Raw genomic sequence first — 22,049 nt, 5'->3', positions numbered from 1 at the left:
CGCACGCCAGAGGGCCGAGGAAGTCCTGGCACCGGCCTCAGGTCGCGGCTTACCGTGGGGACAGCCGGACTAGTTGGTCGCAGCCCGAAAGAAGCGAGGGAGTCTGTGGAAGCGGAACTGGTGACGCTGATCGGAACCGGCGCGACCACGATGGTCGGCCTCATGGCCACGGACGCATGGGAGGGAGTCAAGCAGCAGGTGGTGCGTCTCCTCACACGCGGCCGCGAGACCGGCACGGTGGTGGCGCAGCTGGACGAGTCCCGTGACTCCCTGATCGCGGTAGCCGGAACCACCTACGAGGAGACCCTCGCGGCCGACCTAACCGCGGCGCTACGTCTCCAACTGCGCCGACTCCTGGAACAGGAGCCCGGCGCGGCAGAGGAACTCCGGCGTCTCGTCGACGGGTTCGCCCCGACGGTCCCGTCCCCATCACCGGGCACAGTTCACAACAGCATCACCGGAGGCACACAGCGTGGTCCGGTGATTCAGGGCCACACCTTCACCAATCTGAGGATCGGTGCCCTCGGGGACACCTCGGCAGATCGAATCGACTGAGCACTGGGGCAGCCCGCACCGAGCCCTTGACGTGTTCTCACTGGACCCTCCAACTATCCGAGGCAGGAAGCCTGCTATCTGGCGAGGGTCACCCGACAGCTCCTGGTTCCCCTTCACCGCCCAGCCTCAGCCGCCGTCTCCTGGGCGTGTGTCTCACGTCAGGACGTTGTTCTCCCAGCCCAGTTGCCATTCCAGCTCGGGCACGCCCGAGCTCCGCGGCCGCCTCCGACTCCTCGGGAAGGAGGTGAATACGCTGGGCAAGGACGCGCGCGGAGTCCAGATGCCCGATGGCCGACCCGTATTGACCGAGCACGCGCTCCGCTGTTCCGAGGTGAAGCAGAGCCTGCGCTTCCTCCATCATCGCGCCGATGGATCGAGCGAGGTCAAGCGCGCTGACGTGCAGCCTCACCGCATCGTCCGCGTGACCGGATTCGCGGTGAACCCTGCCTGTCTCGTTCAGACAGATGACCTGGTTCCGCAGATCACCGAGCTCACGGAATGATTCGAGTGCATCCCTCAGAAGACGCAGGGCTTCGTCCAACTGTCCCGGGATGGGCAGTGCACTGGCCAGCGTGATATCGATAACAGCGAGATCAGACTTGTTGATATTCAGAGGACTGATATTCCGGGCCTCCTTCAGGATCTGGCGTGCAGCCTCTTTCTCTCCCACACGGACGTTGAGATCGGCGAGGTTGTTCAAAGTACGTCGCTGATCCGCTCCGTCACCGATCGCCCGAAATTCTCGCAATGCCTCACTCAATGCAATACGTGCCATGCCGTACTGGCCTAGATAGAGGGAGGTGATGCCGAGGTTGTTCAGGCAACGGGCGACTTGACGCCGGTCGCCCTGTTTCTCCCTCACCGCGAGTACGTCACGCTGGACCGCGCGAGCCGCGTCGAGTCGACCCTGGTGCCAGTGAACGGTGGCCAGTTGATGCAGGGCTTCCAGCTCCGCGTCAACGTCGCCAGCGTCCGCAGCCATAGTGGCCGCGGAGCTGAGCGCGGCCATCGCCCGCTCGTAATGGCCCGAGCTGCTGTACACGGTCCCGAGGTCGATGCGGGCCCGGACCTCGGCCGCGTGTGCACCGGTCTCGTGCCAGTAGTGGACGGCATGCCGGTGAATCCGCTCGGCCTCGGCCCAGAATCCGCCGGCGCCGAGAAACCCCGCCAAGACGTGGCCAAGGACTGCGGCCTGACGAAACATTCCGTGGTGACGAGCGTAGCGTGCGGCGTTGATGAGTCCGAATTGTTCCGTCATGAGCCAGTTCTCCGCGTCCGCGGCATCCCGCCACGAAGGGAGGCCGCCCGTGTCCGCACCGGTGTCGATCAGGTCGAGCCGGGAGCGTTCAGGACGGATCAGGCGATCGGCAGCGTCGACGGCCACGATGTAGAAGTCGACGAGGCGGCGCATCGCGGCGCTCCGGTCCGCTGCCGAATCCTCGGCAGATCCGAGGCCCTCCGCGAAATCGCTGAGGAGGTCGTGGTAGCGGTACCGCTCCGCCGCAGGGGCCTGAAGCAGATGGGCATCCACCAGAGCGTCCATGGCCCGTTCGGCGCGATACAACGGGAAACCGCTGAGCGCGGCGGCACTGTGCGGACCGAATTCCGGCGCGAGATGCAGGCACAGCATCCGGAAGACCTTACGTTCCTCAACGCCCAGTGTCGCGTATGAAAGACGGAAGACCCCCGCTATCTCACGGTCGGTGTCATGCAGCTCTTCGATACGCGCATGCTCGCGTGACAGGCGTCCGATCAGATACTGCAGACTCCAAGTGGGACGTGAATTCAACCGGCTTGCAGCGATCTCCACAGCAAGCGGAAGCTGCCCGCACAAGGAGACGATCTTTTCGACCTCTTCGGGATGGTCAGCGCGGTCGTCCTCGATCATCCGCCGGAACAGCACGGCGGCGTCGTGCTGCGGGAGTACGTCGAGAACGATCGGAAACGCACCGGGCAGACCGGAAAGACGACGACGGCTGGTGATCAGAAACAGCGAAGGCGAGCTCGGCGGCAGGAGCGGTCTGATCTGCTCCGGGCTCGATGCGTCGTCGAGAACGACGACCACCCGCCGCTGGCGTAACGTTCCGTACCAGAGGGCGGTCAGCTCCTCCAAGGTGCCCGGTAGGGGCCTCTGCAAGGTGCCCAAGGTGCGGAGGAGTTGTGTCAAGGCAGACTGCGGCGTTACTGGCTCCTGGGCCGTTCCGTGGGTACGCAGATCCAGACTGATCTGACCGTCGGGGAATCGACCGGCGAGCCGTTCGGCTGCGGTCCAGGCCATGAGTGACTTGCCTACGCCGGCCATGCCGGAGATGGCTGCGACGGTAACCGTCGATGCAGAGCCGGAGGCGGACCTGTTAATCCGGTCCATCAGCGTGCGCATCTCGTGTTCCCGCCCTACCAGTTGGGCATGCTGAGGCAGAACCTGCGGGGCTGGGGTTCGGTCGACCGGGCGTCGCCCCCGAGGGAGCAGGGCGCTGACAGGAGCGTGCGACAAGATCAGTTCGTGGATGCCCGCCAGCTCGGGTCCGGGCTCGGAGCCGAGTTCCTCGCGCAGCCGCCGACGCAGGTCCGCGTAGAGCCGCAGCGCATCGGCGTGCAGACCGCGTGCGTGACGAGCGATCATGAGTTGTCCGACGAGGATCTCGTCGGTGGGACGCCGGGCCACGAGTTCCGTCAGTTCCCCCATGACGTCAGCGAAGTGCCCCAACCTGAGTTCGAGGGCGATCCTTGCGACGGCGGCCTCGACACGCTTTCCCCGCAACGTGGTCCTGAGCTCCTCGGCCCACAGACCGCCCAGTCCGGCGAGTGCCTCTCCCCGCCAGAGTGCTTCCGCCTGCTGGAAAAGGTCGAGTGCCTGATGGAGGTCACGGTCGTCTTCATCCTCCGAGAGCGCACGCGCCTCGCCCACCAGCCGTTGGAAGCGGTGCCAGTCAACGGCCTCGGGAGCTGCCTCCAGTGTGTAGGTGTGCGACCGTCTTTTGATCGCCGGAGCCCTTCCGTCGCCCGCCAGGACCTCCTCCATGTGCCTACGCAATCGGGTCGCGTTGGCGTACAGGCTGTTCAGCGGGTTGCCCGGAGGGTCACCGTCCCACACTCGGCGGACCAGGGTGTCCAGGCCGACCGGCCGACCCACGTCGTAAGCCAGCGCCGCAAGAAGCAGGGCTTCCTTGGTGGAACCGAGTGCGAGAACACGACGATCGTGGCCGATCTCGACAGGGCCGAGAATCCTGCAGTCCACCAGCGCTCTCCCCTCGCCGGCAGCGCACGGAGGCGCCGTTCAAATTAGGGTGACATATTGTCAACTTCGGTCAACAGGAGCGTCTTTAAATGACCGAAAACGCTTTCGTTCTCTGCGCGAACGGTCTTAAGGAGCCAAGTGCCGGGTATCCAACAGGCCATCCGGGTGCGGATCTTCCACCCAGGGGCGACCGACGGGGGCAATCGATGGTTGAGGTGACGGTCGCGCTGCTGGCCGCCGCGCTACTCGCCGACGCCAATCCACACGTAGCGGTCACAGCCCTCAGCGCAGGATCCGAGCCCAACAACGCTGTCGACCTGGCCCTGGCGGCATTGGAGGCAGCACCTGCCGATCGTGCGCTGGCCGAGGCACTGGCCGAGGCACTGCTCGATGCGGCACGCGGACAGCCCGAGATGACCGCAAGACTGCATCGCTGGATAACGGCTCAGGGCACAGTGGTGAACCGTGCGGGCCCCACCGAGGGGTGCCTCCAGGCGCACAGCGAAGCCACGGCAGACCACTCCAACACGGTAGGCGGGTCGGCCCGGATCGACGGACCGAGCATCCAAGCCCACACCATCATCGGAGGTGTCCACCTCACCACTCATGGACCAGATCGCCCTCTCCCCGTCCCTCGCCAGCTCCCTCCGGTGCCGAATCGATTCGTCGACCGTGAAAGGGACCTCACCGCGCTGAACTCCCTTCACAACACCCACCTCGTGGTGGTCAGTGGACCAGCCGGGGTGGGAAAAACGACATTAGTCTCGCATTGGCTGCGTCAATTACGCGACGATTTTCCCGATGGCCAGCTCTACGCCGACCTAGGTGTCACTGCAACCGGCACACCGGTCCCGCCGCAGGAAGCCCTCGGTCAGTTCCTGCGTGCTTACGGCTTTACCGACCTGCCGTCCGACCAGGCCGAGCAGACGGCACTGTGGCGCTCGGTCGCGGGCAACCTGCGGATCGCGGTGATGTTGGACAACGCGGTCAGCGCGGCGCAGGTACGGCCGTTGCTGCCGAGTGGTTCCAGAAGTCTGTCCGTGGTTGCGAGCCGCCGTAGGCTCACCGGTCTGCTTGCCGACGGCGCGGCCTTTCACGATCTCGGTCTGCTGGAACCGGACGCTGCCGTGGAACTACTCGTCGGCAGGATTGGCGACCACCGTGCAGAGCACGAACGGGAAGCCGTCACCACCGTCGCCGAGTTGTGTGCGGGGCTGCCTCTCGCGCTCTGTCTGGCGGGTGCCCGGATGGCGGCGCGACCCCGGCAGACCGTTTCCTCGCTGGTGGACACACTCAACCGCGAGGGCGGCCGGCTGGCAGCCCTTCACGCAGACGGCCACTCGGCGGTAGAGGCCGCTCTCGACGAGTCGTACGCCTCGCTGCTGCCGGACATGGCCCACGGATACCGTTGCCTGGGCGGCCTGCCTTTCGCCGTCTTCGGAACCGAGGTGGTCGCCGCCGCCTGTGACCTGCAGATCCCACGGGCCGAGGCTGTGGCTGACGGACTGATCGAGGTCAACCTCCTGGAAGACCTGGGAGCGAACCGCTTCCGGTTTCATGAACTGGTCCGTCTGCATGCTGCCCAGCGGGCCTCCGAGGACCAGTCCGTCGCGACGTTGGACGGGACTCGCCGCGCCGTCGGCTGGTACCTGGCCACCGCCACGGCCGCGGAGGCCCTGCTCGCCCCGAGCCACCGCAACCTGCCCCGCGAATATCCGCGAGGTACGCCGCCACCGCTCTCCTTCGACGACCCCAGCGTCGCGCTGGACTGGCTCAGCAGAGAACAGGGCCAGCTGGCGACGGCCCTGAGGACCGCCGCCGACAATGACTGGCACGCCGCCGTCTGGCAGTTGGCGGACGCGCTGTGGCCCCTATGGCACCGACTGCGCCCGTACGATCTGTGGCTCGAAGCCCACCACAAGGGACTGGCCGCAGCCCGCCGGGACGGGCGCCCGGGCGCGCTGAGCCGCATGCTGACGAGTGGCGGTGGCGCGTTGCTTAACTCCGGCCAACCCGAAGAAGCACTGTCATGGTATGCCGAGGCCCTCCACAACGCCCGTGCGGATCAGGACCAAAAGGCCGAGGCACAGTCGTTGCACGGCATCGGCCGGGCCCACCACATGCTGGGGCGCCTGTCCGAGGCCACGTCGTTCTTCACCCTCGCTCTGGCTCGGCGCGAGGCCATCGGGTACATACGAGGCGCCGCACTCACCCGGGTGTGCCTCGGTGAGATCGCGATCGCTCAAGGCCGCTCGGACCAAGCCGTCGCCGAGCTGACCACGGCGCATCGTGAACTGGCAGCCATACCGGACCCTCACGACGCGGCACGGGCGCTAGCCCTCCTCGGGCGCGCCCAAGCCGCGCGTGGAAACTTCGCTACTGCCTCATCCCACCTCGAAGCGGCGCTGGACGAATTCCGCTCGATCGGGTCCATCCACTGGCAGGGCCGCACCATGGAAATGCTTGGGCTGACCGCGCTGGACCGTGGTGCCCAAGCGACCGCCCAGGCGTGGTTCGAGCGATCGCTCGCCGTCTACGCCTCCATCAGTCCCAGGGACACCCGTCGGTTGCTCGAGCGGATCAGCAGCTTGCGCGAGCCTCCGGCACCGGTTTGAACACCCGCCGCTGCCCAGGCGTGCCAGAGAGAAGCCACCCAGCCGTGCTCACGAAGAGTCAGCACCGCCCCGGCTGCCATCACACACCGCCCGTCACGGGCCAGCACCAGGCACCCGCCGCTCGCCAAACGCACTCCGGCCACCAGGCAACCCGTCTCCCGCACCAACCGCGGGACCAACCGGGCTGCCGCCTTCGGCTCCACCAGGCCCTCGCCGCACACCACGTCGGCACACGTGCGCCATGCCCGGTCGGCGCCGGTCCCGACGTACAGCCGTACGTGCTCGTCCAGCTGGCGAAAGGACCGAGGACAGCGGACCGGCCGAAGCACATCCGACTCGTGCACCAGGGCCGCATACGGTCCACAGAGCAGGATCGCCGGCTGACAGCCGCACTGCCCCGTGGACCAGCGGGTACCGTCGTCGAGCTGCCATTCCACGGTCACCGCGATCGCTCCGGCGGCAGTCATCCGGGAACCGCCACAGCCAGCGCGGACAACGACGGCGGAAGCGGTAGCGGCCGGATCTCCGGCCTGCACGCAGGCTGGCCGAGGCCGAGAATCCGGTAGATCACCCGCCGGAAACGGCGGTTGAACTCGCCCGGCCCGGAGCAGATGCGTGCCGCGAGCGCCGCGTATTCCTCTGCCCTGTACTCCTCGGCCGCGTACGCCAGCTGCTCGGTCAGCGGATGATGCGGCGACAAGGCGGGCACTGTCAGTGCCATCGCCGCACCTGGTGACGCGAGATTGGCATTCTCCTGGGGGTAGCGCGACAACAGCAGCGGCGCTCCGGTCATCGTGCCGTAGAGCGTCACACTGCTGTAGTCGCCGATGATCCAGTCTGCCGCGATGAGCGCCGGACGCCACTCCTGGTCGGGCGACAACAACGTGATCCCCGACCGCTCCCGGCCCGCCATCCAGGCGCGAACCTGCCACTTCCCATGCCAGGCCCACACGTTGGGGTGGACGAGGACGGCCACCCGATACTTCGGCCGCGGCAGTTCTGTCATCAGGCGGGGCAGCAGACCGTCCAGTCGGCTGAACGCGGACTGTCTGCCCCAAGCGGAGGTCACCAGGACCAATTTCTCCCGCTCCTCCAGGCCCAACGCGGCACGGTAGCGGTCCCGGGACGACAAGCTGACGGCGATCCGGTCGTAACAGGGATCGCCGACCACCTCCGCCCGAGGCGCAGCCTGCGGGCACGATCGCGCCAGTTCGTCGCGCTCCTCATCGTGAGCCAGGGCGATCGAGGCCGGCACTACGACGTTCTCCCGCGTCAGGTACCGCGGGCTGAGCCCGGTGGCCTTGCGCATCGTCGGCAGGACGCCCTCAACCGACCTTTCGAGTCTCAGGCGCCTCGCACCGTGCGAGAGCAGCACCACAGGTGCCCGCACCTGGTCTATGCCCCGTGCCCCGGCTGCCAGCGCCAGATCAAACCGTTCGCGTACCGCCTGTGCCCATGGCAATATCGACCCACCGAGCCGGCGAACCAACCGCTCCGCACCGTCATTGAACGGATGCGGTGCCACGGTGAACTCGACCTGCAACCGCAGATCCGCCTCCAGCAGCGGGAGGACATCCTCCAGCCGTTTCCCGTAGACCTCGGTGTGGACGATCACCAGCACCTTCCTGCACCCGGGCAGCGTCGCCCACTGCTCAGGGTTTCTTCCAGCCCCAGCCATCTCTCTCCCCGTAACCGATCATGCGTCGATGTCGCTCGAAGCGACCTACGGCGGGGATCCCCTGTGGACGAATCGAAAGGCTTGCACCGGCCTTGGAAAAACCTTGCGGTCGAGGTCACATGCCTGAAAAGCAAGGTTTTCCGCAGAGAGAACGGCAATGGCAGACGCCGGAGGCATGTACGCTCGCCCGCCCCCACCACACATCTTGTTGACCCACGAGGTGTTCTGGGCAGGAGAAGCGCTTACGCCTACGGTGGGCTCAAGCGCTCGGGATGGACCCCAAGGAGGGGGCATGGAAGCCGAATTGACGGCGGTCGTGGCGTCAGGAGCGACAACCGTGGTCGACTTGATGGCCACCGATGCATGGAATGCGGTCAGGTCCCGCATCGTCGAGCTGCTCCAGCGTGGCGACCGGGCGCAGGAGGACACACTCCACGTCGAGAACGAGTTGGAGCTGGAACGCCGCGAGGTGATCGCAGCGCAGGACAGTGGTGACGGGGCCGCCCTCGCTGACATCGAGGCCGTCTGGCGGACCCGGCTGCGCCGCCTGCTGCACGACGTCCCTTCCGCAGCAACCGCATTGGGCGACCTCATCGCCGAAACCAACCCTCGCTCAAGCGTCGTCCGCAACACCATCAGCGACGGGAATTTTCACCAGCCGGTCATCCAAGCGGGCAGTATCAGCGGAGACCTACTCACAGGATGATGGGGAAATCCACACCTGTGTCAAAACCACCACGAACAGGTATAGGTCAGGCCGACGATCCCCTCCCGCCTCAGCCTCCGGACTAACCTCAGACACGACCACCGCGCGACCTGAGGCAACTGTGCGAGTAGGTTCCTGTCGCGAATCCGACACGCCCGCCACTCCTTGGGGTCGATTCTACGCGCATCGACGAAAAATTTCCCCCACTACGGGAAGCCGAGACGCCTGTCAACTAACTTGCGTAAATTCATCCGTTCAGCTAAAAAACCCTTGATCATTCCGATCAAAACCTCAGCGGAACGAGACGAGAACGTGAACGCACGCAAGAAAGTCGTCATAGCTCTCATTGCCATGGCATGCATCCCGTGTTGGCTATACGAGGCTAAGACTTCGGAAGAATCGACGGCGACCGAGGCGAAGGGGGTAATGACGCAATCCGCGTCGACCAAGCCCCCACTCTCCAGCGCCACCTCATTCCGATACCGGAAGTGACGGCAATCGCGAACCTTCTCTGACCCCAGGCAAATTCGCTGCTGAATCGTCGGCACCCGCTGACTACGCATAGTCAGCGGGCTGCCGCGCCGCCGAATCCTCACCTCGGGCGATACTCCTCAATCGTTCCCGTTTCGCCGCCCGGCCCATCACCATCGGATCCAGATGACAAAGCATGGCGGCACAGACGCAGGTCCGGATAAGGCATCACTTCCTGTCCTCGCCAACCCCTGTTGCCGCAGGCGTCTGTGGAGCCCGATGCCCTCGCGCTCGGGTGCGCTGCCCAAGGGGGTCGCTGCTGCTCAACGATGCGGCGTGTGTCTCGTGATGGCAGGGTGATGGCATCCGCCCTCGTACGCCATGATCCGCCAGCTGATACGCCGGAGGATGTCGCCGCCACCGTGGGGCCAACGCACCACTTCCCCTACCGGAGGTGAGCATCTTGGCTCCTCGTACTCCTGAGCGCGGTCGTCTCTACCGGCGGTGCGGCTGCCGCCGACCCGACGGCGGACAGTTCGGCGCGGCCTGCCCGAAGCTCAAGGGCCGCTCCCGGCACGGCTCGTGGGCCTTCGCCGTCGACCTGCCGTCCGCCGACGGCAGACGCAGGCCCCTCTGCCGCAGCGGTTTTCCCACCCGCACGGCCGCCCATACCGCGCTGAAGCACGCACTGACGCGCGAGCGCACCGGCCTGTACGGCGACGAGGACCTCACCCTCGCCGCCTATCTGACCGACTGGCTGCGTACCAAGGAAGAGGCGCTCAAACCCACCACGTTCGTCCGCTACGGCGACTACGTCCGCGCCGACCTCATCCCCGCCTTCGGACGCATCGCCCTCCAGGACCTGCGCCCACGCCACATCACCGCCTGGCAGGAGGCCGAACTCGCCCGCGGCCGGGGCCGCACCACCGTCTACCGGATCGGTGCCACCCTCTCCAGCGCCCTCGGCTCCGCGATGCGCGCCCGGTTGATCGCGGACAACCCGTGCCGGTACGCGATGACGCCGCGGCCCGCGGCGCAGGAGCGGATCTGCTGGAATCCCACCCAGGCAGCCGCGTTCCTGCGGCACAACCGCACCCACTACGGCGACCAGGTGGCGGACCTGTTCGAACTGCTGCTGGGTACCGGCATGCGCCGTGGCGAGGCCCTCGGCCTGCACTGGACCGACGTCCACCTGCCTGAGAAGACCCTACTGGTGCGGTGGAACCTCACCGCCGTCAACAACAACCGGCTCTACCTCGGCCACCCGAAAACCAAGGCGAGCCGGAACTGGGTGAGCCTGTCCCCGCGCGTCGCCGCCGCCCTGGAGCGCCAGGCCGCTCTCGCCCGCGCCGGCCAGCCCCCGGGCACGCCGCTGGAGGGCCTGGTGTTCTGCCAGCTGGACGGCTCCCCGCTGCGTCCGCAGGGCATCTTGTCCGAGCTGCGTCGGCGCTCCGAGGAGCTCGGTCTGCCCCGGATCGGGGTCCACGACCTGCGTCACACTGCCGCCACCATCATGATCAGTTCACGGGTCCCGCTGGCCGTGGTCTCCAAGACGCTGCGCCACTCGACGCTGTCCACCACCGTCAACCTCTACGGCCATCTGCTGCCCTACGCCGCCCGCGACGCCGTCACCGCCATCGACAAGGCCCTCGCCCGCGCCGACCGAAAGCACCACCAGAGCGCCCCAGCGTCCGAAGATCGCGCAGCCTGAGGCCAGCCGCCGAGGCCGACGCGCGTTGCCATCACGTCGCCATCACGTGTCCCACGAACGCATCCAGCGGGCCTGCCGTTTCCGGCAGACCCGCTGGTGAACACGGTCGGGACGACAGGATTTGAACCTGCGACCCCTTGACCCCCAGTCAAGTGCGCTACCAAGCTGCGCCACGTCCCGCTGCGGAGTCACGCGGTGTGCACCGCGTGATCACGCAGGTCAACACTACCGCACGCGCGCCGGTGCTGTTGCCGCCCGCTCCGTGACCGGTGCGGTGACGCGCTGTCCGCGGCGGACCGGCACCAGGAGCGCGGCCCCGGCGGCGGTCAGGCAGAACAGGGTGAGCAGGGCCCAGGCGTGGGTGTAGCCGGAGGCGTACGGCAGTCCCGAGGGCTGGAGCCGGCCGGTGACCAGGACACTGGTGAGCGCGGCGCCGATGGAGCCGCCGATGGTGCGGATGTTGGCGTTCATGCCGGTCGCGGCGCCGGTCTGCTCGGGCGGCACGCTGCCGACGACGAGGTTGGCCATCGAGGCGAAGGCCAGGCCGATACCGAGGCCGAACAGGCCGGAGACGACGGCGATCTGCCACTGGGCGGTGTGCCACAGGGTGAGCAGGCCGAGGGCGAGGGCGCCGAAGGCCGCACCGGCGGTGAGGAGCGCCTTCGCGCCCACCCTGGGCTCCAGCCGGCCGCTGAGGATGCCGGAGAGGAACATCGCGAGCAGCATCGGAAGCATCAGCAGCCCGGAGGCGGTGACGCTGGCGCCGAAGCCGTATCCGGCGGCGGACGGCGTCTGGACGAAGCCGGGCAGGAAGGACCAGAGCGCGTACATGCCCGCACCGAAGAGCAGGGCGACGGCGTTGGTGGTCCAGACGACGGGCAGCCGCATGACGCGCAGGTCGATCAGCGGGGTGCGGGAGCGGGCCTCGACGAGCAGCCACACCGCGAACAGCACCACGGCCGCGCCGAACAGACCGAGCACCTTGGCCGAGCCCCAGCCCCACTGCCCGGCCTGGCTCAGCGGCAGCAGCAGCGCCACCAGCCAGGCGGAGAGCAGCCCGGCACCGAGCCAACTGACGCTGCCCTCGGCCCTCTTGGGTGACTCGGGGACATAGCGGGCGGCGATCAGGACGGTCACGGCGACCACGCCGACCGGGATCCAGAACAGCCAGCGGTAGTCCAGCGCCGAGACGATGGGCCCGGCGGCCACGATGCCGACGCCGCCGCCGGCCGCGATCACCGCGGACAGGTTGCTGATGCTGCCACTGACCTGGGCCGGGGCGAACTCGTCGCGGATGATGCCGAAGGAGAGCGGGAACAGGGCGCCGCCGACGCCCTGGACGACCCGGGCGATGATCAGGACGCCGATGTTCGGCGCGAGGGCGGCGAGCAGACAGCCCGCCAGGACGGCCAGCAGGACGGCGACGAGGGTGCGCTTCTTGCCGGTCAGGTCGCCGACGCGGCCGAGTATCGGGGTGAAGACCGAGGCGGACAGCAGATAGGCCGTCATCACCCAGGTCGCGTTGGACTGCGAGGTGTGCAGGGCGTGCTGGACGGTCGGCAGGGCCGGCGCGACCAGCGACTGGAGCATGGAGAACACGCCGGCACCGGTCGCGAGGACCGCGAAGGTGAGGCGGGTGGACTTCCGGGGCATGAAAGAGCCTCTCCGACATCGGATACGGAGGGAAAGAGCGGAGGAGAAGAGATGTCTGGGCAGGTGCGGAAGGGCGCGGGCACAGGGCCGCGTCCGGCCATGGCGAACCCTTTTCGCACTGCTAAAGTGGAGGTACCCCTCCACTGTACTGGAGGCAAGCCTCCGCTTCAACCGAAGTCGAGGATTCCCTCCGGTTCACCTTCGTCCCCCGGGAGGCAGCAGTGACCGTCGACCCCTTCCCCGTCAGTGAGATCGTCGCGTCCCGCAGACCGCACCGCAAAGACGCGGCCCGCAACTACGACGCGCTGATCGCGGCCGCCCGCGAGGCGTTCGCCGAGAACGGCGCGGAGGCCTCCCTGGAGGACGTCGCCCGCCGCGCCGGGGTCGGCATCGGCACGCTGTACCGCAACTTCCCCACCCGCCGCGACCTCTTCGAGAGCGTCTACGCCGACGAGGTCAACACCCTGTGCCGGGCGGCCGTGGAGCTGGCCGAGCTGGAACCGTGGCAGGCCCTGACCTCCTGGCTGGACCGCTTCACGGACTACATGGTCACCAAGCGGGCGGTCCGCGATGCCCTCAACGACGAGTCGGAGATCTTCTCGGCCTGCCGGGACTCGATGTACGCGGCCGGCGGGCCGCTGCTGGAGCGGGCCCAGAAGGCGGGCGTGGTGCGGACGGACATGGAGATCGGCGATCTGCTCCGGATGGTCTCCGGCATCACGGGCACGGCCTTCGAGGACGACGCCCAGCGCGACCGGGTGATGGCGATCGCCCTGGACGGGGTACGCACGCTTCGCTGAACGCGACCCTTCAGGGGCGCCGGGCCGTATCCGACATGCGGCTTCCATCGCGATGGGGGTCCCCCCGCTCGGGCGAAGCCGAGAGCGGGGAGCGACCAGCCCCCACCGGCCGACCCCCGGGTCACACGGCCCTCACCCGCCCCGGACGGACCCGCCCTCGTACGCCGCCCGCAGCACGCCCAGCGCGTCGTCCACCGACACCGGCCGCGGGTTGGCGTACGGCTGCCCGGCGACCTGTCCGGCGGCCACCGCCAAGTCGGCTTCCTTCAGGCCGAGTTCGGCGAGGGAACGGGGGGCGCCGAGCCGGCCGGCCAGCTCCTGCAACGCCGCCGGGGCATCCCCCGCCCCAAGTGCCCGGCCCACCGCCGCGGCCGCCTCCGGCACGGCCGGCGCGTTGAAGGCGAAGGCGTACGGCAGCACGACTGTGTGCGTCTCGACGTGCGGAAGCCCGAACGTGCCGCCCAGGGCCGGGTACTCGACGCCCTTGGGCGGCCACCAGCCCCAGCCCGCGCCGGCGAGCAGGAAGACCGTGGGCAGTACGGCGGTGACCAGCGGCCACTCGTCGGCCAGGGAGCGCAGCCCGTCCCACCGCCGGTGCGGGGCACGCTCGGCGATGTAGTGGGCGTAGCCGTGGGCCAGGGCGGAGGCACAGGCGGTCACCAGGAGCCAGAGGGCGTGGTAGCGGCGGCTCGCGGCGGAGGTGTGACCGTACTGGGTGAGCGCCGCGACCATGGAGGAGGCCAGCACGGCGCCGTAGACCCCGCCGAACAGGACGGCCTCGCGGGTGTCGTGCGGGTGCGGCTCCGCCACCGCCGCCGTGGAGTCGGCCATGTTCTCCACGATCACCCCGGCGGGCCGCCCCCGCCAGTCCGGACGGCCCGACGAAGTCTCCTCCCACCAGGCCCGATGCCCGGCACCCTGTCCACGCCCAGGGTGCCGGCGGGCTCGCTAGGGTCGCCGTATGACGACGCACAGCTTCGCCCTGCACATCCCCGACGCCGAGCTCGAGCCCGACCCGCTGGACCCGGAGCAGATCGTCTCCGGCACGCCCGAGGTCACCGGGAAGGTGGTCTGGGAGTCGGCCGACGGCCGGCAGATCCGGGGGATCTGGCAGATCACCCCGGGGGTGGTCACCGACACCGAGGCGGACGAGATGTTCGTGGTGGTCAGCGGCTCGGCGACGATCGAGGTCGAGGGCGGGGCGGCGTTCACGGTGGGCCCCGGGGACATGGCGGTGCTGCGCGCGGGCGACCGTACGACATGGACGGTGCACGAGACGCTGCGCAAGGCGTACGCGATCAATCTCTGAGCGCGGCCGGCAGGTTGTACGGCGTGACCACCTGGATCGGCGACGGCAGCGTCGGGCCCGCCGGGGGCAGCGCGCCCTGGGCACGCATCACCAGGTGGCAGGCCTCACGCATGTCCTGCCGCAGGTCGTGGTGGAGGACGGCGGACAGGCGGTGCTCGCGCAGCAGGCGGGTGTTGTCGTGGTCGAGGTCGTGGGCGATGAACACGGCGCACTCCCGGCCCAGTTCGGCGAAGGCACGCAGGGTCGCGTTGTTGCCGCCGCCGATCGAGTAGACCGCGCGGATCTCCGGGTCGCGTTCGAGGGCGGCGCGGACCAGGTCGTACTGGGTGGCGTCCAGCCCCTGTCCCTCGGCGATCTCCACCACGGCCCGTTCGGGATGGGTGGCCCGCATGACGCTGCGGAAGCCCATCTCGCGCTCCTCCTCGTTGCGGAAGAAGCCGCTGCTCAGGCTGGTGAGGACATTGCCGGGCCGGTCGCCGAGCCACTGGCCCGTCAGATACGCGGCGGTGGCGCCGGCCGCCCGGTTGTCGCTGCCGACGTAGGCGAGCCGGCCGCTGGCGGGCAGGTCGGTGACCAGGGTGACCACCGGGATCTCCGCCGACCTGAGGCGCCCCACGGCGGCGGTGACCTCGGGGACGTCCGGCGCCTTGAGGATCACGCCCTGCGAGCCCCGGCGGGCTATCCGGTCGAGCGTCTCCACCAGCTCCGCCACCGGCCCGGTCTCCCGGAAGTGGAACCGGGAGCGCACCACCGCCGGGTGCAGCGAGGGCAGCTCGGCCTCCAGCGCCCCACGCACCGCCGTGGTGAACCGCTCGGGTGCGTGCATCACGATGTCGACCATGAAGGTGCGGCCCACCAGCCGGACCTGGGTGCGCTGCCGGTCCAGATCGGCGATCGCCTGCCGCACCTCCCGCTCGGTGCTCTCCCGCACCCCGCCCCTGCCGTTCAGCACCCGGTCCACGGTGGCCTCGCTGAGCCCTGCCTGACGTGCGATTTCACGGATCGGGAAGGGGTGACCCACGGCCTGGCTCCTTGAAGGGTTTTTGATGGCTCGCTGCTGGTTGTTCGAGGGGTTTGTACTGACAAGAATGACAGAGCCCCGCCGCTCCGATGGCCCTGGCCGCGGCTGTGACCGTGGCCGTGACCGTGATCGTGGCCATGACCGAAAGAAGGACACCGATGTCCCTCGCCGCCGAACAGGGCCGCGCCTGGCTCTCCCAGCAGGACTGCGACCTCGACACCTTCCGCGCGCTGGTCGAGCGGACCACGGACCCGGCCGCCTACCCGAACGCCTCGGCCGTCGAGCACAACGTCGTCGTCTACGACAGCGAGCGGCTGCGCACCGCCGACGCGCCCCACCAGGTACGGACCGAACTCGTGCGCGCCCTCACCGACGGCCCGGGGGTCGTCGTCTTCAAGGGCACGTTCCCCGATCCGAAGGTCGTCGACCGGGCCACGGCGGTCTTCGACGCGCTGATCTCGGAGCAGAACGAGTCGGGTGCCGGGGCGGGCGACCACTTCGCGAAGCCGGGCGCCAACGAACGGGTGTGGAACGCGCTGGAGAAGGCGGCCCTCTACGACCCGGAGGGGTTCGCCGACTACTACGCCAACGACATCCTGGCCCTGGTCTCCCGGGCCTGGCTGGGCCCCGGCTACCAGGTCACCTCGCAGATCAACGTGGTCAAACCGGGCGGCGTGGCGCAGACCGCGCACCGCGACTACCACCTCGGTTTCCTCTCCGACGAGCAGGCCGAGGCGTACCCGGCGCATGTGCACCGCCTCTCCCCCGTGCTCACCCTCCAGGGCGCGGTCGCGCACTGCGACATGCCGGTGGAGTCCGGGCCGACGCTGTACCTCCCCTACTCCCAGACCTATGAGCCGGGTTATCTGGCCTGGCGGCGGCCGGAGTTCCAGGACTACTTCAAGGCCCACCACGTGCAGCTGCCCCTGGCCAAGGGCGACGCGGTGTTCTTCAACCCGGCGGTGTTCCACGCGGCCGGCACCAACCGGAGCGTCGGCATACGGCGGATGGCCAACCTGCTCCAGGTGTCCTCGGCCTTCGGGCGGGCCATGGAGACGGTGGACCGGGAGGCGGTGGCCAACGCGGTCTACCCGGTGCTGCGCCGGCGCCGGGCGGAGGGAGCCGCCGAGGCCTGGCTGGAGCATGTCATCGCGGCGAGCGCCGAGGGCTACCCGTTCCCGACCAACCTCGACAGCGATCCGCCGGTCGACGGCATGGCCCCGCCCTCGCAGGCGGACCTGGTACGGCGGGCGCTGCGCGAGGGATGGGCCACACGGGTGCTGCGGGACGAGCTGCGGGCCGCCGCGGCCCGGCACGAGAGCTGAAAGGTCAAGGATTCCATGGGACTTCTCCACGACAAGGTCGTCCTCGTCAACGGCGGCAGCCAGGGCGTCGGCGCGGCCATCGCGCGGGCCGCGGTCCGGGAGGGCGCCACGGTCGCCGTCACCGGCCGCCGCCCCGAGCCCGGCGAGGCCCTGGTGGCCGAGCTCTCCGCCGCCGGCGGCAAGGCGCTGTACGTGCGGGCCGACCTCTCGGACGCCGAACAGGCCAAGGACTCGGTGACCGCGGTGGTCGAGGCGTACGGCCGGATCGACTGCCTGGTCAACTCGGCGGGGCTCACCTCCCGGGGCACCCTGCTGGACACCACGCCCGAGCTGTTCGACCAGCACATCGCGATCAACCTCAAGGGGCCGTTCTTCGCGATGCAGGCGGCGGTCGCCGACATGGTCGCCCGGAAGGCGCCCGGCACGGTGGTCAACATCATCACGTCGTCCGCGCACGGCGGGCAGCCGTTTCTCGCGCCGTACGTCGCCGCGAAGGCCGGCCTGATCGGCCTGACCCGCAACGCGGCGCACGCGCACCGCTGGGACCGGGTGCGGATCAACGGCCTGAACATCGGCTGGACGGCGACGGAGGGCGAGGACGCGACGCAGCGGGCGTTCCACGGGGCGGCGGACGGCTGGCGGGAGGAGGCCGCGTCCAGGCTGCCGATGGGAAAGCTCGGCCAACCGGACGAGATCGCGGACTTCGTGGTGTTCCTGCTGTCCGAGCGGTCGGGGGTGGTGACCGGGTCGGTGATCGACTGGGACCAGAACGTGCTGGGTGGTCTCGACTAGGGATGTGCCGCGCCGGGTCGTGAGTCGTCTGCGGCGCCGTTGTGGCTGGTCGCGCCCACGCGGCGGAGCCGCATATCGACAGAGCCCCGCGCCCCTGATGGGGCGCCTCAACCTCAAGGAAGTAGCAAGGCACATGCGTATCGGAATTCTCGGCCTCGGCCGCATCGGCGCGTTCCACGCCGAGACCCTCTCGGGCCTCGACATCGTCGACTCGCTCGTTCTCACCGACCCGTTCGCGGACGCCGCCAAGGCCGCCGCCGAGAAGTTCGGCGGCGAGGTCGTGGACTCGCCCGAGGCGCTGCTGGCCGCCGGTGTGGACGGCATCGTGGTGGCCGCCGCCACCGACGCCCACCCCGCCCTGATCCTGGCCGGTGTCGAGGCCGGCATCCCCGTCTTCTGCGAGAAGCCCGTCGCCAAGCACATGAGTGACGGTGTCGCGGTCCTCAAGGCTGTGCAGGGCAAGGGCGTGCCGATCCAGATCGGCTACAACCGCCGTTTCGACGCCGGGTTCGTCGCCGCGCGTGCCGCCGTCCAGGCGGGCGAGCTGGGCAAGCTGCACACCGTCCGCTCGACCACGCTGGACCCGGCCCCGCCGCCCGCCGCCTATGTCGCCGTGTCCGGCGGCATCTTCCGGGACTGTTCCGTGCACGACTTCGACATCATCCGCTGGGTGACCGGCCGTGAGGTCACCGAGGTGTACGCGGTCGGCGGCAACCGGGGTGCCGACTACATCAAGGAGGCGGGCGACGCCGACACCACCGGCGCGATCCTCACCCTGGACGACGGCACCATCGCGGTGATCTCCAACTCCCGCCACAACGCCCGGGGTTACGACGTCCGCATGGAGCTGCACGGGTTCCAGGACTCGATCGCCGTCGGCCTGGAGGACAAGCTCCCGCTGCGTTCGGTCGAGCCCGGGGTGACCTTCCCGGCGGGCACCCCGCACGACTTCTTCATGGACCGCTTCGCCGCGGCCTACCGCGCCGAACTCACCGCGTTCACCGAGGTCGTGGCGGGCAGCCGCCCCTCCCCCTGCACGGTCGAGGACGCCCTGGAGGCCGGCTGGATCGCGGAGGCCTGCACGCTGTCCCTGCACGAGCACCGTCCGGTGACGATCGCGGAGGTACGCGGCGCCTGACACCGGGCATCGGCGGCGGGGGGGGGGGGGGGGGGGGGGGGGGCCCCGGCCCCCCGCCCCCCCCCCCCGCCCCTTCGCCGTTTCCCGCCCGCCCCCGGCCAGGCCCCCTGCTAGGCCCGCAGCCCGTCCACGATGAGTCGCAGGATCCGCGCCGCCCGTGCCTCCGCGTCGCCGCGCGCCGGGTCGATCCGCCACAGGACGCTGAGCTGGAGGAGTACGTCCTCCGGATCGACGTCCGGTTTGAGCGTGCCGTCCGCCGCGCCCGCGTCGAGCAGCGTTGCGATGGCGTGCACGAACGGCCCGTACATCGGGTCGGTGCCGCCGCCGGTCGCCGCGTGTACGACCTCGGAGACGCCGAACTTGAGCCGGCCGTAGTGGGCGACCTCGTCGAACCAGCGGCGTAGGGCCTCCAGCGGGGGATGCGTCCGAAGCAGGCGCGGCGCGAGGTCGATCAGGTGCTGGAGGTCGTGCCGGTACAGCTCCATGATCAGCGCCTCCCGGGTCGGGAAGTGCCGATAGAGGGTGCCGATGCCGACGCCGGCCTTGCGGGCGATCGCGGAGAGCGAGGCCGAGGTGGAGTCGGCCAGCTCCGCGCGGGCGGCGGCGAGGATCCGGTCCCGGTTGTCGCGGGCGTCCTTCCGGGTCGGCTTCGAGGGCTGCGGGTTCACGGGTGTCAGTCGTCCGTCCGAAGTGGATTGCCATCCGGAGACCCCTCCGCTACGTTGGAAGATGTAGCGGAGGGCTCTCCGTTTCATTGCCGATTGTGGCACATCCCACCGCATCCGTGGAGGTCAGTCATGCCCGAACTCGTCCTGGTGACCGGCGGCACCGGGTACATCGCCGGCTGGTGCGTCGCCGAGTTGCTGCGACGCGGTTACGACGTGCGGACGACCGTGCGCTCACCGGGCCGGCAGCAGGCGGTGACCGACGCCGTCTCGACGGTCTGCGACCCGGATGGGCGGCTGGGCTTCGCCGTCGCCGACCTCACCGCCGACGCCGGCTGGGAGGCCGCGATGAAGGGCGTCGAGAGGGTACTCCACGTGGCCTCGCCGCTGGGCGTGAGCGCCCAGTCGCCGGACCTGGTCACCCCGGCCAGGGAGGGCACCCTGCGGGTGCTGCGGGCGGCCACCGCGGCGGGCGTACGGCGGGTGGTGATGACGTCGGCCGCGAACACCGCGAGCCCGTCGTCGTACGCCTCGGAAGGTGTCACCGACGAGACGTTGTGGACCGATCCGGAGGATCCGGCGCTGATCCCGTACCGGCGTTCGAAGACCCTCGCGGAGCTGGCGGCCTGGGAGTTCATGCGGGGGCACCACGGGCCGACCGAGCTGGCCACCGTGCTGCCCGGCGCCGTGTTCGGGCCGGTGCTGACGGCGGACGCCGCCGGTTCCGTCGGGATCATCGCCCGGATGCTCTCCGGGGCGATGCCCGGCGTGCCCCGGATCGGGCTGGAGGTGGTGGACGTCCGGGACCTGGTCGACGTCCACCTCAGGGCGATGACCTCACCGGCCGCCGCCGGCGAACGGTTCCTGGCCACCGGCGAGTTCGTGTGGATGGCGGACCTGGCGCGGTTCCTGCGGGAGGGCCTCGGCGAGCGCGGACAGCAGGTACCGACGCGTCGGCTGCCGGACTTCGCGGTGCGGTTCGCGGCCCGCTTCCGGGACCCCGCGCTGCGCGAGATCACCCCGGCGCTGGGCCGGCGCAACCGGCACACCACCGAGAAGGCGGCGCGGCTGCTGGGCTGGCAGCCGCGCCCGGCCCGGGAGACGGTGCTGGACTGCGCCGAGAGCCTGCTCGCCCACGGCGCGGTCCCGGTCCCGGCGGCTCAGAGGCCGTAACGCACCGCGAACTCGTCCGGGTCGTAGGCGTCCCGGTCCGGGTCGTGCCCGATCGCCGGCCTGGTCTCGACCATGTCCTCCGGGCGGATCCGCTCCGGCAGCGCGCCGAAACGCTGGTGCCGCAGCACCTCGTCGGCAGCGTCGACGTCCGGCTCCGCGTGCTCTTCGTGTGTCATCCTCGCCCCCATCGCCCGTGTCCTCCGCCGCGGCGGCGGCATGGTGGCCGCCGCGACGGAGTCCGGTTTCGTCCCGTCGTCCGGAAGAACGTCCGGGTCCTGGCGTGTGTTCCCGGGCTCAGGCGCCGCAGGACCGCAGGAACTGCCGGGTGCGCACCGCGATGGGCAGCGGCTTGTCCGGCTCGCAGGGGTACATGTCCTGCTCGACTATGGCGAACAGGTCGACGCCCAGCCGCTGCGCCGCCTCCATCACCGGGCCCAGCTCCGGTACCCCGGTGGGCGGTTCGCACATCACGCCCTGGGCCACGGCCGGCCCGAACGGGGTGCCCTTGGCCTGGACGTCGGCCAGGATCGCCGGGTCCACCTGCTTGAGGTGGAGGTAGCCGATCCGCTCGCCGTAGGTCTCGATCAGCTTGACGCTGTCGCCGCCGCAGTAGGCGTAGTGGCCGGTGTCCAGGCAGAGGTTGACCAGGTCCGTGTCGGTCGAGTCGAGGAAGCGCTCCACGTGCTCCTCGGTGTCGATGTGGGTGTCGGCGTGCGGATGGACGACGATGTCCAGGCCGTACGTCTCCTTCACCTCGTGGCCGAGCCGTTCCATGCCCTTGGTGAGGTGGGCCCACTGCTCGCCGGTCAGCTCGTGCGGCTCCAGGATCTCGGCGGTCTTGTCGTCCCGCCAGAAGGACGGGATGACCACCAGGTGCTTCGCGTCCATCGCCTGGGTGAGCGCGGCGACCTGGCTGACGTGCTCCCAGGTGGCGTCCCAGACGGCGGGGCCGCGGTGCAGGCCGGTGAAGACGGTGCCGGCCGAGACCTTCAGGTTCCGCCGGGCGATCTCGTCGGTGAGGCGGGCCGGGTCGGTGGGGAGGTAGCCGTACGGGCCGAGTTCGATCCAGGAGTACCCGGCCTCGGAGACCTCGTCCAGGAAGCGTTCCCAGGGGACCTGCTGGGGGTCGTCCGGGAACCAGACGCCCCAGGAGTCGGGGGCCGAGCCGACGCGGATGCGGTCGAGGGCGTTCGCCATGG

The 22,049-nt window shown here is 69.4% G+C and carries 18 protein-coding genes, 1 tRNA gene and 1 pseudogene; 10 read left to right on the top strand and 10 right to left on the bottom strand.

Annotation, left to right across the window (positions count from 1 at the left end; translation table 11 throughout):
• The first annotated feature begins 105 nt into the window (after positions 1 to 105).
• Complete coding sequence (locus tag ACGFZQ_RS12910) at positions 106 to 555, top strand: hypothetical protein (RefSeq protein ID WP_393840361.1); 450 nt, start codon at positions 106 to 108, stop codon at positions 553 to 555.
• 88 nt (positions 556 to 643) lie between these two features.
• Here the strand turns inward: ACGFZQ_RS12910 and ACGFZQ_RS12905 are convergent, their stop codons facing one another.
• Complete coding sequence (locus ACGFZQ_RS12905; RefSeq protein WP_393840360.1) at positions 644 to 3,793, bottom strand: BTAD domain-containing putative transcriptional regulator; 3,150 nt, start codon at positions 3,791 to 3,793, stop codon at positions 644 to 646.
• 206 nt (positions 3,794 to 3,999) lie between these two features.
• On the opposite strand from ACGFZQ_RS12905, the gene ACGFZQ_RS12900 reads away from it, so the two are divergent.
• Positions 4,000 to 6,408 (top strand): tetratricopeptide repeat protein, encoded by a 2,409-nt coding sequence (locus ACGFZQ_RS12900; protein WP_393840359.1) that lies wholly within the window; start codon positions 4,000 to 4,002, stop codon positions 6,406 to 6,408.
• Positions 6,409 to 6,871: 463 nt separating this feature from the next.
• Here the strand turns inward: ACGFZQ_RS12900 and ACGFZQ_RS12895 are convergent, their stop codons facing one another.
• Entirely contained in the window at positions 6,872 to 8,029 is a 1,158-nt protein-coding gene (locus ACGFZQ_RS12895; protein ID WP_393840358.1) for a hypothetical protein, read from the bottom strand.
• A gap of 349 nt (positions 8,030 to 8,378) precedes the next feature.
• On the opposite strand from ACGFZQ_RS12895, the gene ACGFZQ_RS12890 reads away from it, so the two are divergent.
• Together ACGFZQ_RS12890 and ACGFZQ_RS12885 are read left to right on the top strand one after the other, a co-directional pair.
• The gene (locus tag ACGFZQ_RS12890) at positions 8,379 to 8,792 is read left to right on the top strand and encodes a hypothetical protein (protein ID WP_393840357.1); all 414 of its coding nucleotides are present in this window, start codon (positions 8,379 to 8,381) and stop codon (positions 8,790 to 8,792) included.
• Positions 8,793 to 9,726: 934 nt separating this feature from the next.
• Positions 9,727 to 10,974: a tyrosine-type recombinase/integrase gene (locus tag ACGFZQ_RS12885; protein ID WP_393840356.1), complete on the top strand. Its 1,248-nt coding sequence runs from the start codon at positions 9,727 to 9,729 to the stop codon at positions 10,972 to 10,974.
• A 106-nt stretch (positions 10,975 to 11,080) separates the two neighbouring features.
• Here ACGFZQ_RS12885 and ACGFZQ_RS12880 read toward each other — a convergent pair.
• A tRNA-Pro gene (locus ACGFZQ_RS12880) sits at positions 11,081 to 11,154 on the bottom strand.
• 45 nt (positions 11,155 to 11,199) lie between these two features.
• Complete coding sequence (locus ACGFZQ_RS12875; protein ID WP_393840355.1) at positions 11,200 to 12,627, bottom strand: MFS transporter; 1,428 nt, start codon at positions 12,625 to 12,627, stop codon at positions 11,200 to 11,202.
• Positions 12,628 to 12,848: 221 nt separating this feature from the next.
• On the opposite strand from ACGFZQ_RS12875, the gene ACGFZQ_RS12870 reads away from it, so the two are divergent.
• Complete coding sequence (locus tag ACGFZQ_RS12870; RefSeq protein ID WP_393840354.1) at positions 12,849 to 13,427, top strand: TetR/AcrR family transcriptional regulator; 579 nt, start codon at positions 12,849 to 12,851, stop codon at positions 13,425 to 13,427.
• A gap of 132 nt (positions 13,428 to 13,559) precedes the next feature.
• Here the strand turns inward: ACGFZQ_RS12870 and ACGFZQ_RS12865 are convergent, their stop codons facing one another.
• Together ACGFZQ_RS12865 and ACGFZQ_RS12860 are read right to left on the bottom strand one after the other, a co-directional pair.
• The gene (locus ACGFZQ_RS12865) at positions 13,560 to 13,892 is read right to left on the bottom strand and encodes an iron-containing alcohol dehydrogenase (protein ID WP_393840389.1); all 333 of its coding nucleotides are present in this window, start codon (positions 13,890 to 13,892) and stop codon (positions 13,560 to 13,562) included.
• Positions 13,893 to 14,258 (bottom strand): annotated as a pseudogene (locus ACGFZQ_RS12860) (hypothetical protein); the annotation flags it as partial.
• A gap of 130 nt (positions 14,259 to 14,388) precedes the next feature.
• On the opposite strand from ACGFZQ_RS12860, the gene ACGFZQ_RS12855 reads away from it, so the two are divergent.
• The gene (locus tag ACGFZQ_RS12855) at positions 14,389 to 14,736 is read left to right on the top strand and encodes a cupin domain-containing protein (RefSeq protein ID WP_393840353.1); all 348 of its coding nucleotides are present in this window, start codon (positions 14,389 to 14,391) and stop codon (positions 14,734 to 14,736) included.
• Here ACGFZQ_RS12855 and ACGFZQ_RS12850 read toward each other — a convergent pair.
• A complete protein-coding gene (locus ACGFZQ_RS12850) occupies positions 14,726 to 15,757 on the bottom strand; it encodes a LacI family DNA-binding transcriptional regulator (RefSeq protein WP_351745985.1) in 1,032 nt (343 codons plus the stop codon). The genes ACGFZQ_RS12855 and ACGFZQ_RS12850 overlap by 11 nt on opposite strands.
• A gap of 158 nt (positions 15,758 to 15,915) precedes the next feature.
• On the opposite strand from ACGFZQ_RS12850, the gene ACGFZQ_RS12845 reads away from it, so the two are divergent.
• The 3 genes from ACGFZQ_RS12845 to ACGFZQ_RS12835 all read left to right on the top strand — a co-directional run bounded on the left by ACGFZQ_RS12845 (position 15,916) and on the right by ACGFZQ_RS12835 (position 19,012).
• Positions 15,916 to 17,082 carry a phytanoyl-CoA dioxygenase family protein gene (locus ACGFZQ_RS12845; RefSeq protein WP_393840388.1) on the top strand — a complete coding sequence of 389 codons (1,167 nt, stop codon included), beginning with the start codon at positions 15,916 to 15,918 and terminating at the stop codon, positions 17,080 to 17,082.
• 15 nt (positions 17,083 to 17,097) lie between these two features.
• Positions 17,098 to 17,874 (top strand): SDR family oxidoreductase, encoded by a 777-nt coding sequence (locus ACGFZQ_RS12840; RefSeq protein ID WP_351745987.1) that lies wholly within the window; start codon positions 17,098 to 17,100, stop codon positions 17,872 to 17,874.
• Positions 17,875 to 18,007: 133 nt separating this feature from the next.
• The gene (locus ACGFZQ_RS12835) at positions 18,008 to 19,012 is read left to right on the top strand and encodes a Gfo/Idh/MocA family oxidoreductase (protein ID WP_351745989.1); all 1,005 of its coding nucleotides are present in this window, start codon (positions 18,008 to 18,010) and stop codon (positions 19,010 to 19,012) included.
• A 110-nt stretch (positions 19,013 to 19,122) separates the two neighbouring features.
• Here ACGFZQ_RS12835 and ACGFZQ_RS12830 read toward each other — a convergent pair whose 3' ends face one another.
• Entirely contained in the window at positions 19,123 to 19,680 is a 558-nt protein-coding gene (locus tag ACGFZQ_RS12830) for a TetR/AcrR family transcriptional regulator (RefSeq protein WP_393840352.1), read from the bottom strand.
• Between the two features lie 129 nt (positions 19,681 to 19,809).
• Here ACGFZQ_RS12830 and ACGFZQ_RS12825 point away from each other — a divergent pair, with 129 nt between their 5' ends.
• Positions 19,810 to 20,850, top strand: coding sequence for an NAD-dependent epimerase/dehydratase family protein (locus ACGFZQ_RS12825; RefSeq protein WP_393840351.1), 1,041 nt, complete (start codon positions 19,810 to 19,812; stop codon positions 20,848 to 20,850).
• Here the strand turns inward: ACGFZQ_RS12825 and ACGFZQ_RS12820 are convergent.
• Together ACGFZQ_RS12820 and ACGFZQ_RS12815 are read right to left on the bottom strand one after the other, a co-directional pair.
• Positions 20,838 to 21,026, bottom strand: a complete 189-nt coding sequence (locus tag ACGFZQ_RS12820) for a hypothetical protein (protein WP_382538914.1) — start codon at positions 21,024 to 21,026, stop codon at positions 20,838 to 20,840. The genes ACGFZQ_RS12825 and ACGFZQ_RS12820 overlap by 13 nt on opposite strands.
• A gap of 118 nt (positions 21,027 to 21,144) precedes the next feature.
• The gene (locus ACGFZQ_RS12815; RefSeq protein ID WP_351745999.1) at positions 21,145 to 22,047 is read right to left on the bottom strand and encodes a sugar phosphate isomerase/epimerase; all 903 of its coding nucleotides are present in this window, start codon (positions 22,045 to 22,047) and stop codon (positions 21,145 to 21,147) included.
• Between the last annotated feature and the right edge of the window lie 2 nt (positions 22,048 to 22,049).

Source organism: Streptomyces sp. NPDC048254 (genome assembly GCF_043201895.1).
Taxonomy (GTDB): Bacteria; Actinomycetota; Actinomycetes; order Streptomycetales; family Streptomycetaceae; genus Streptomyces.
Note: the sequence above shows the minus strand (reverse complement) of the source record. Positions and strands in the feature narration are given on the sequence as shown.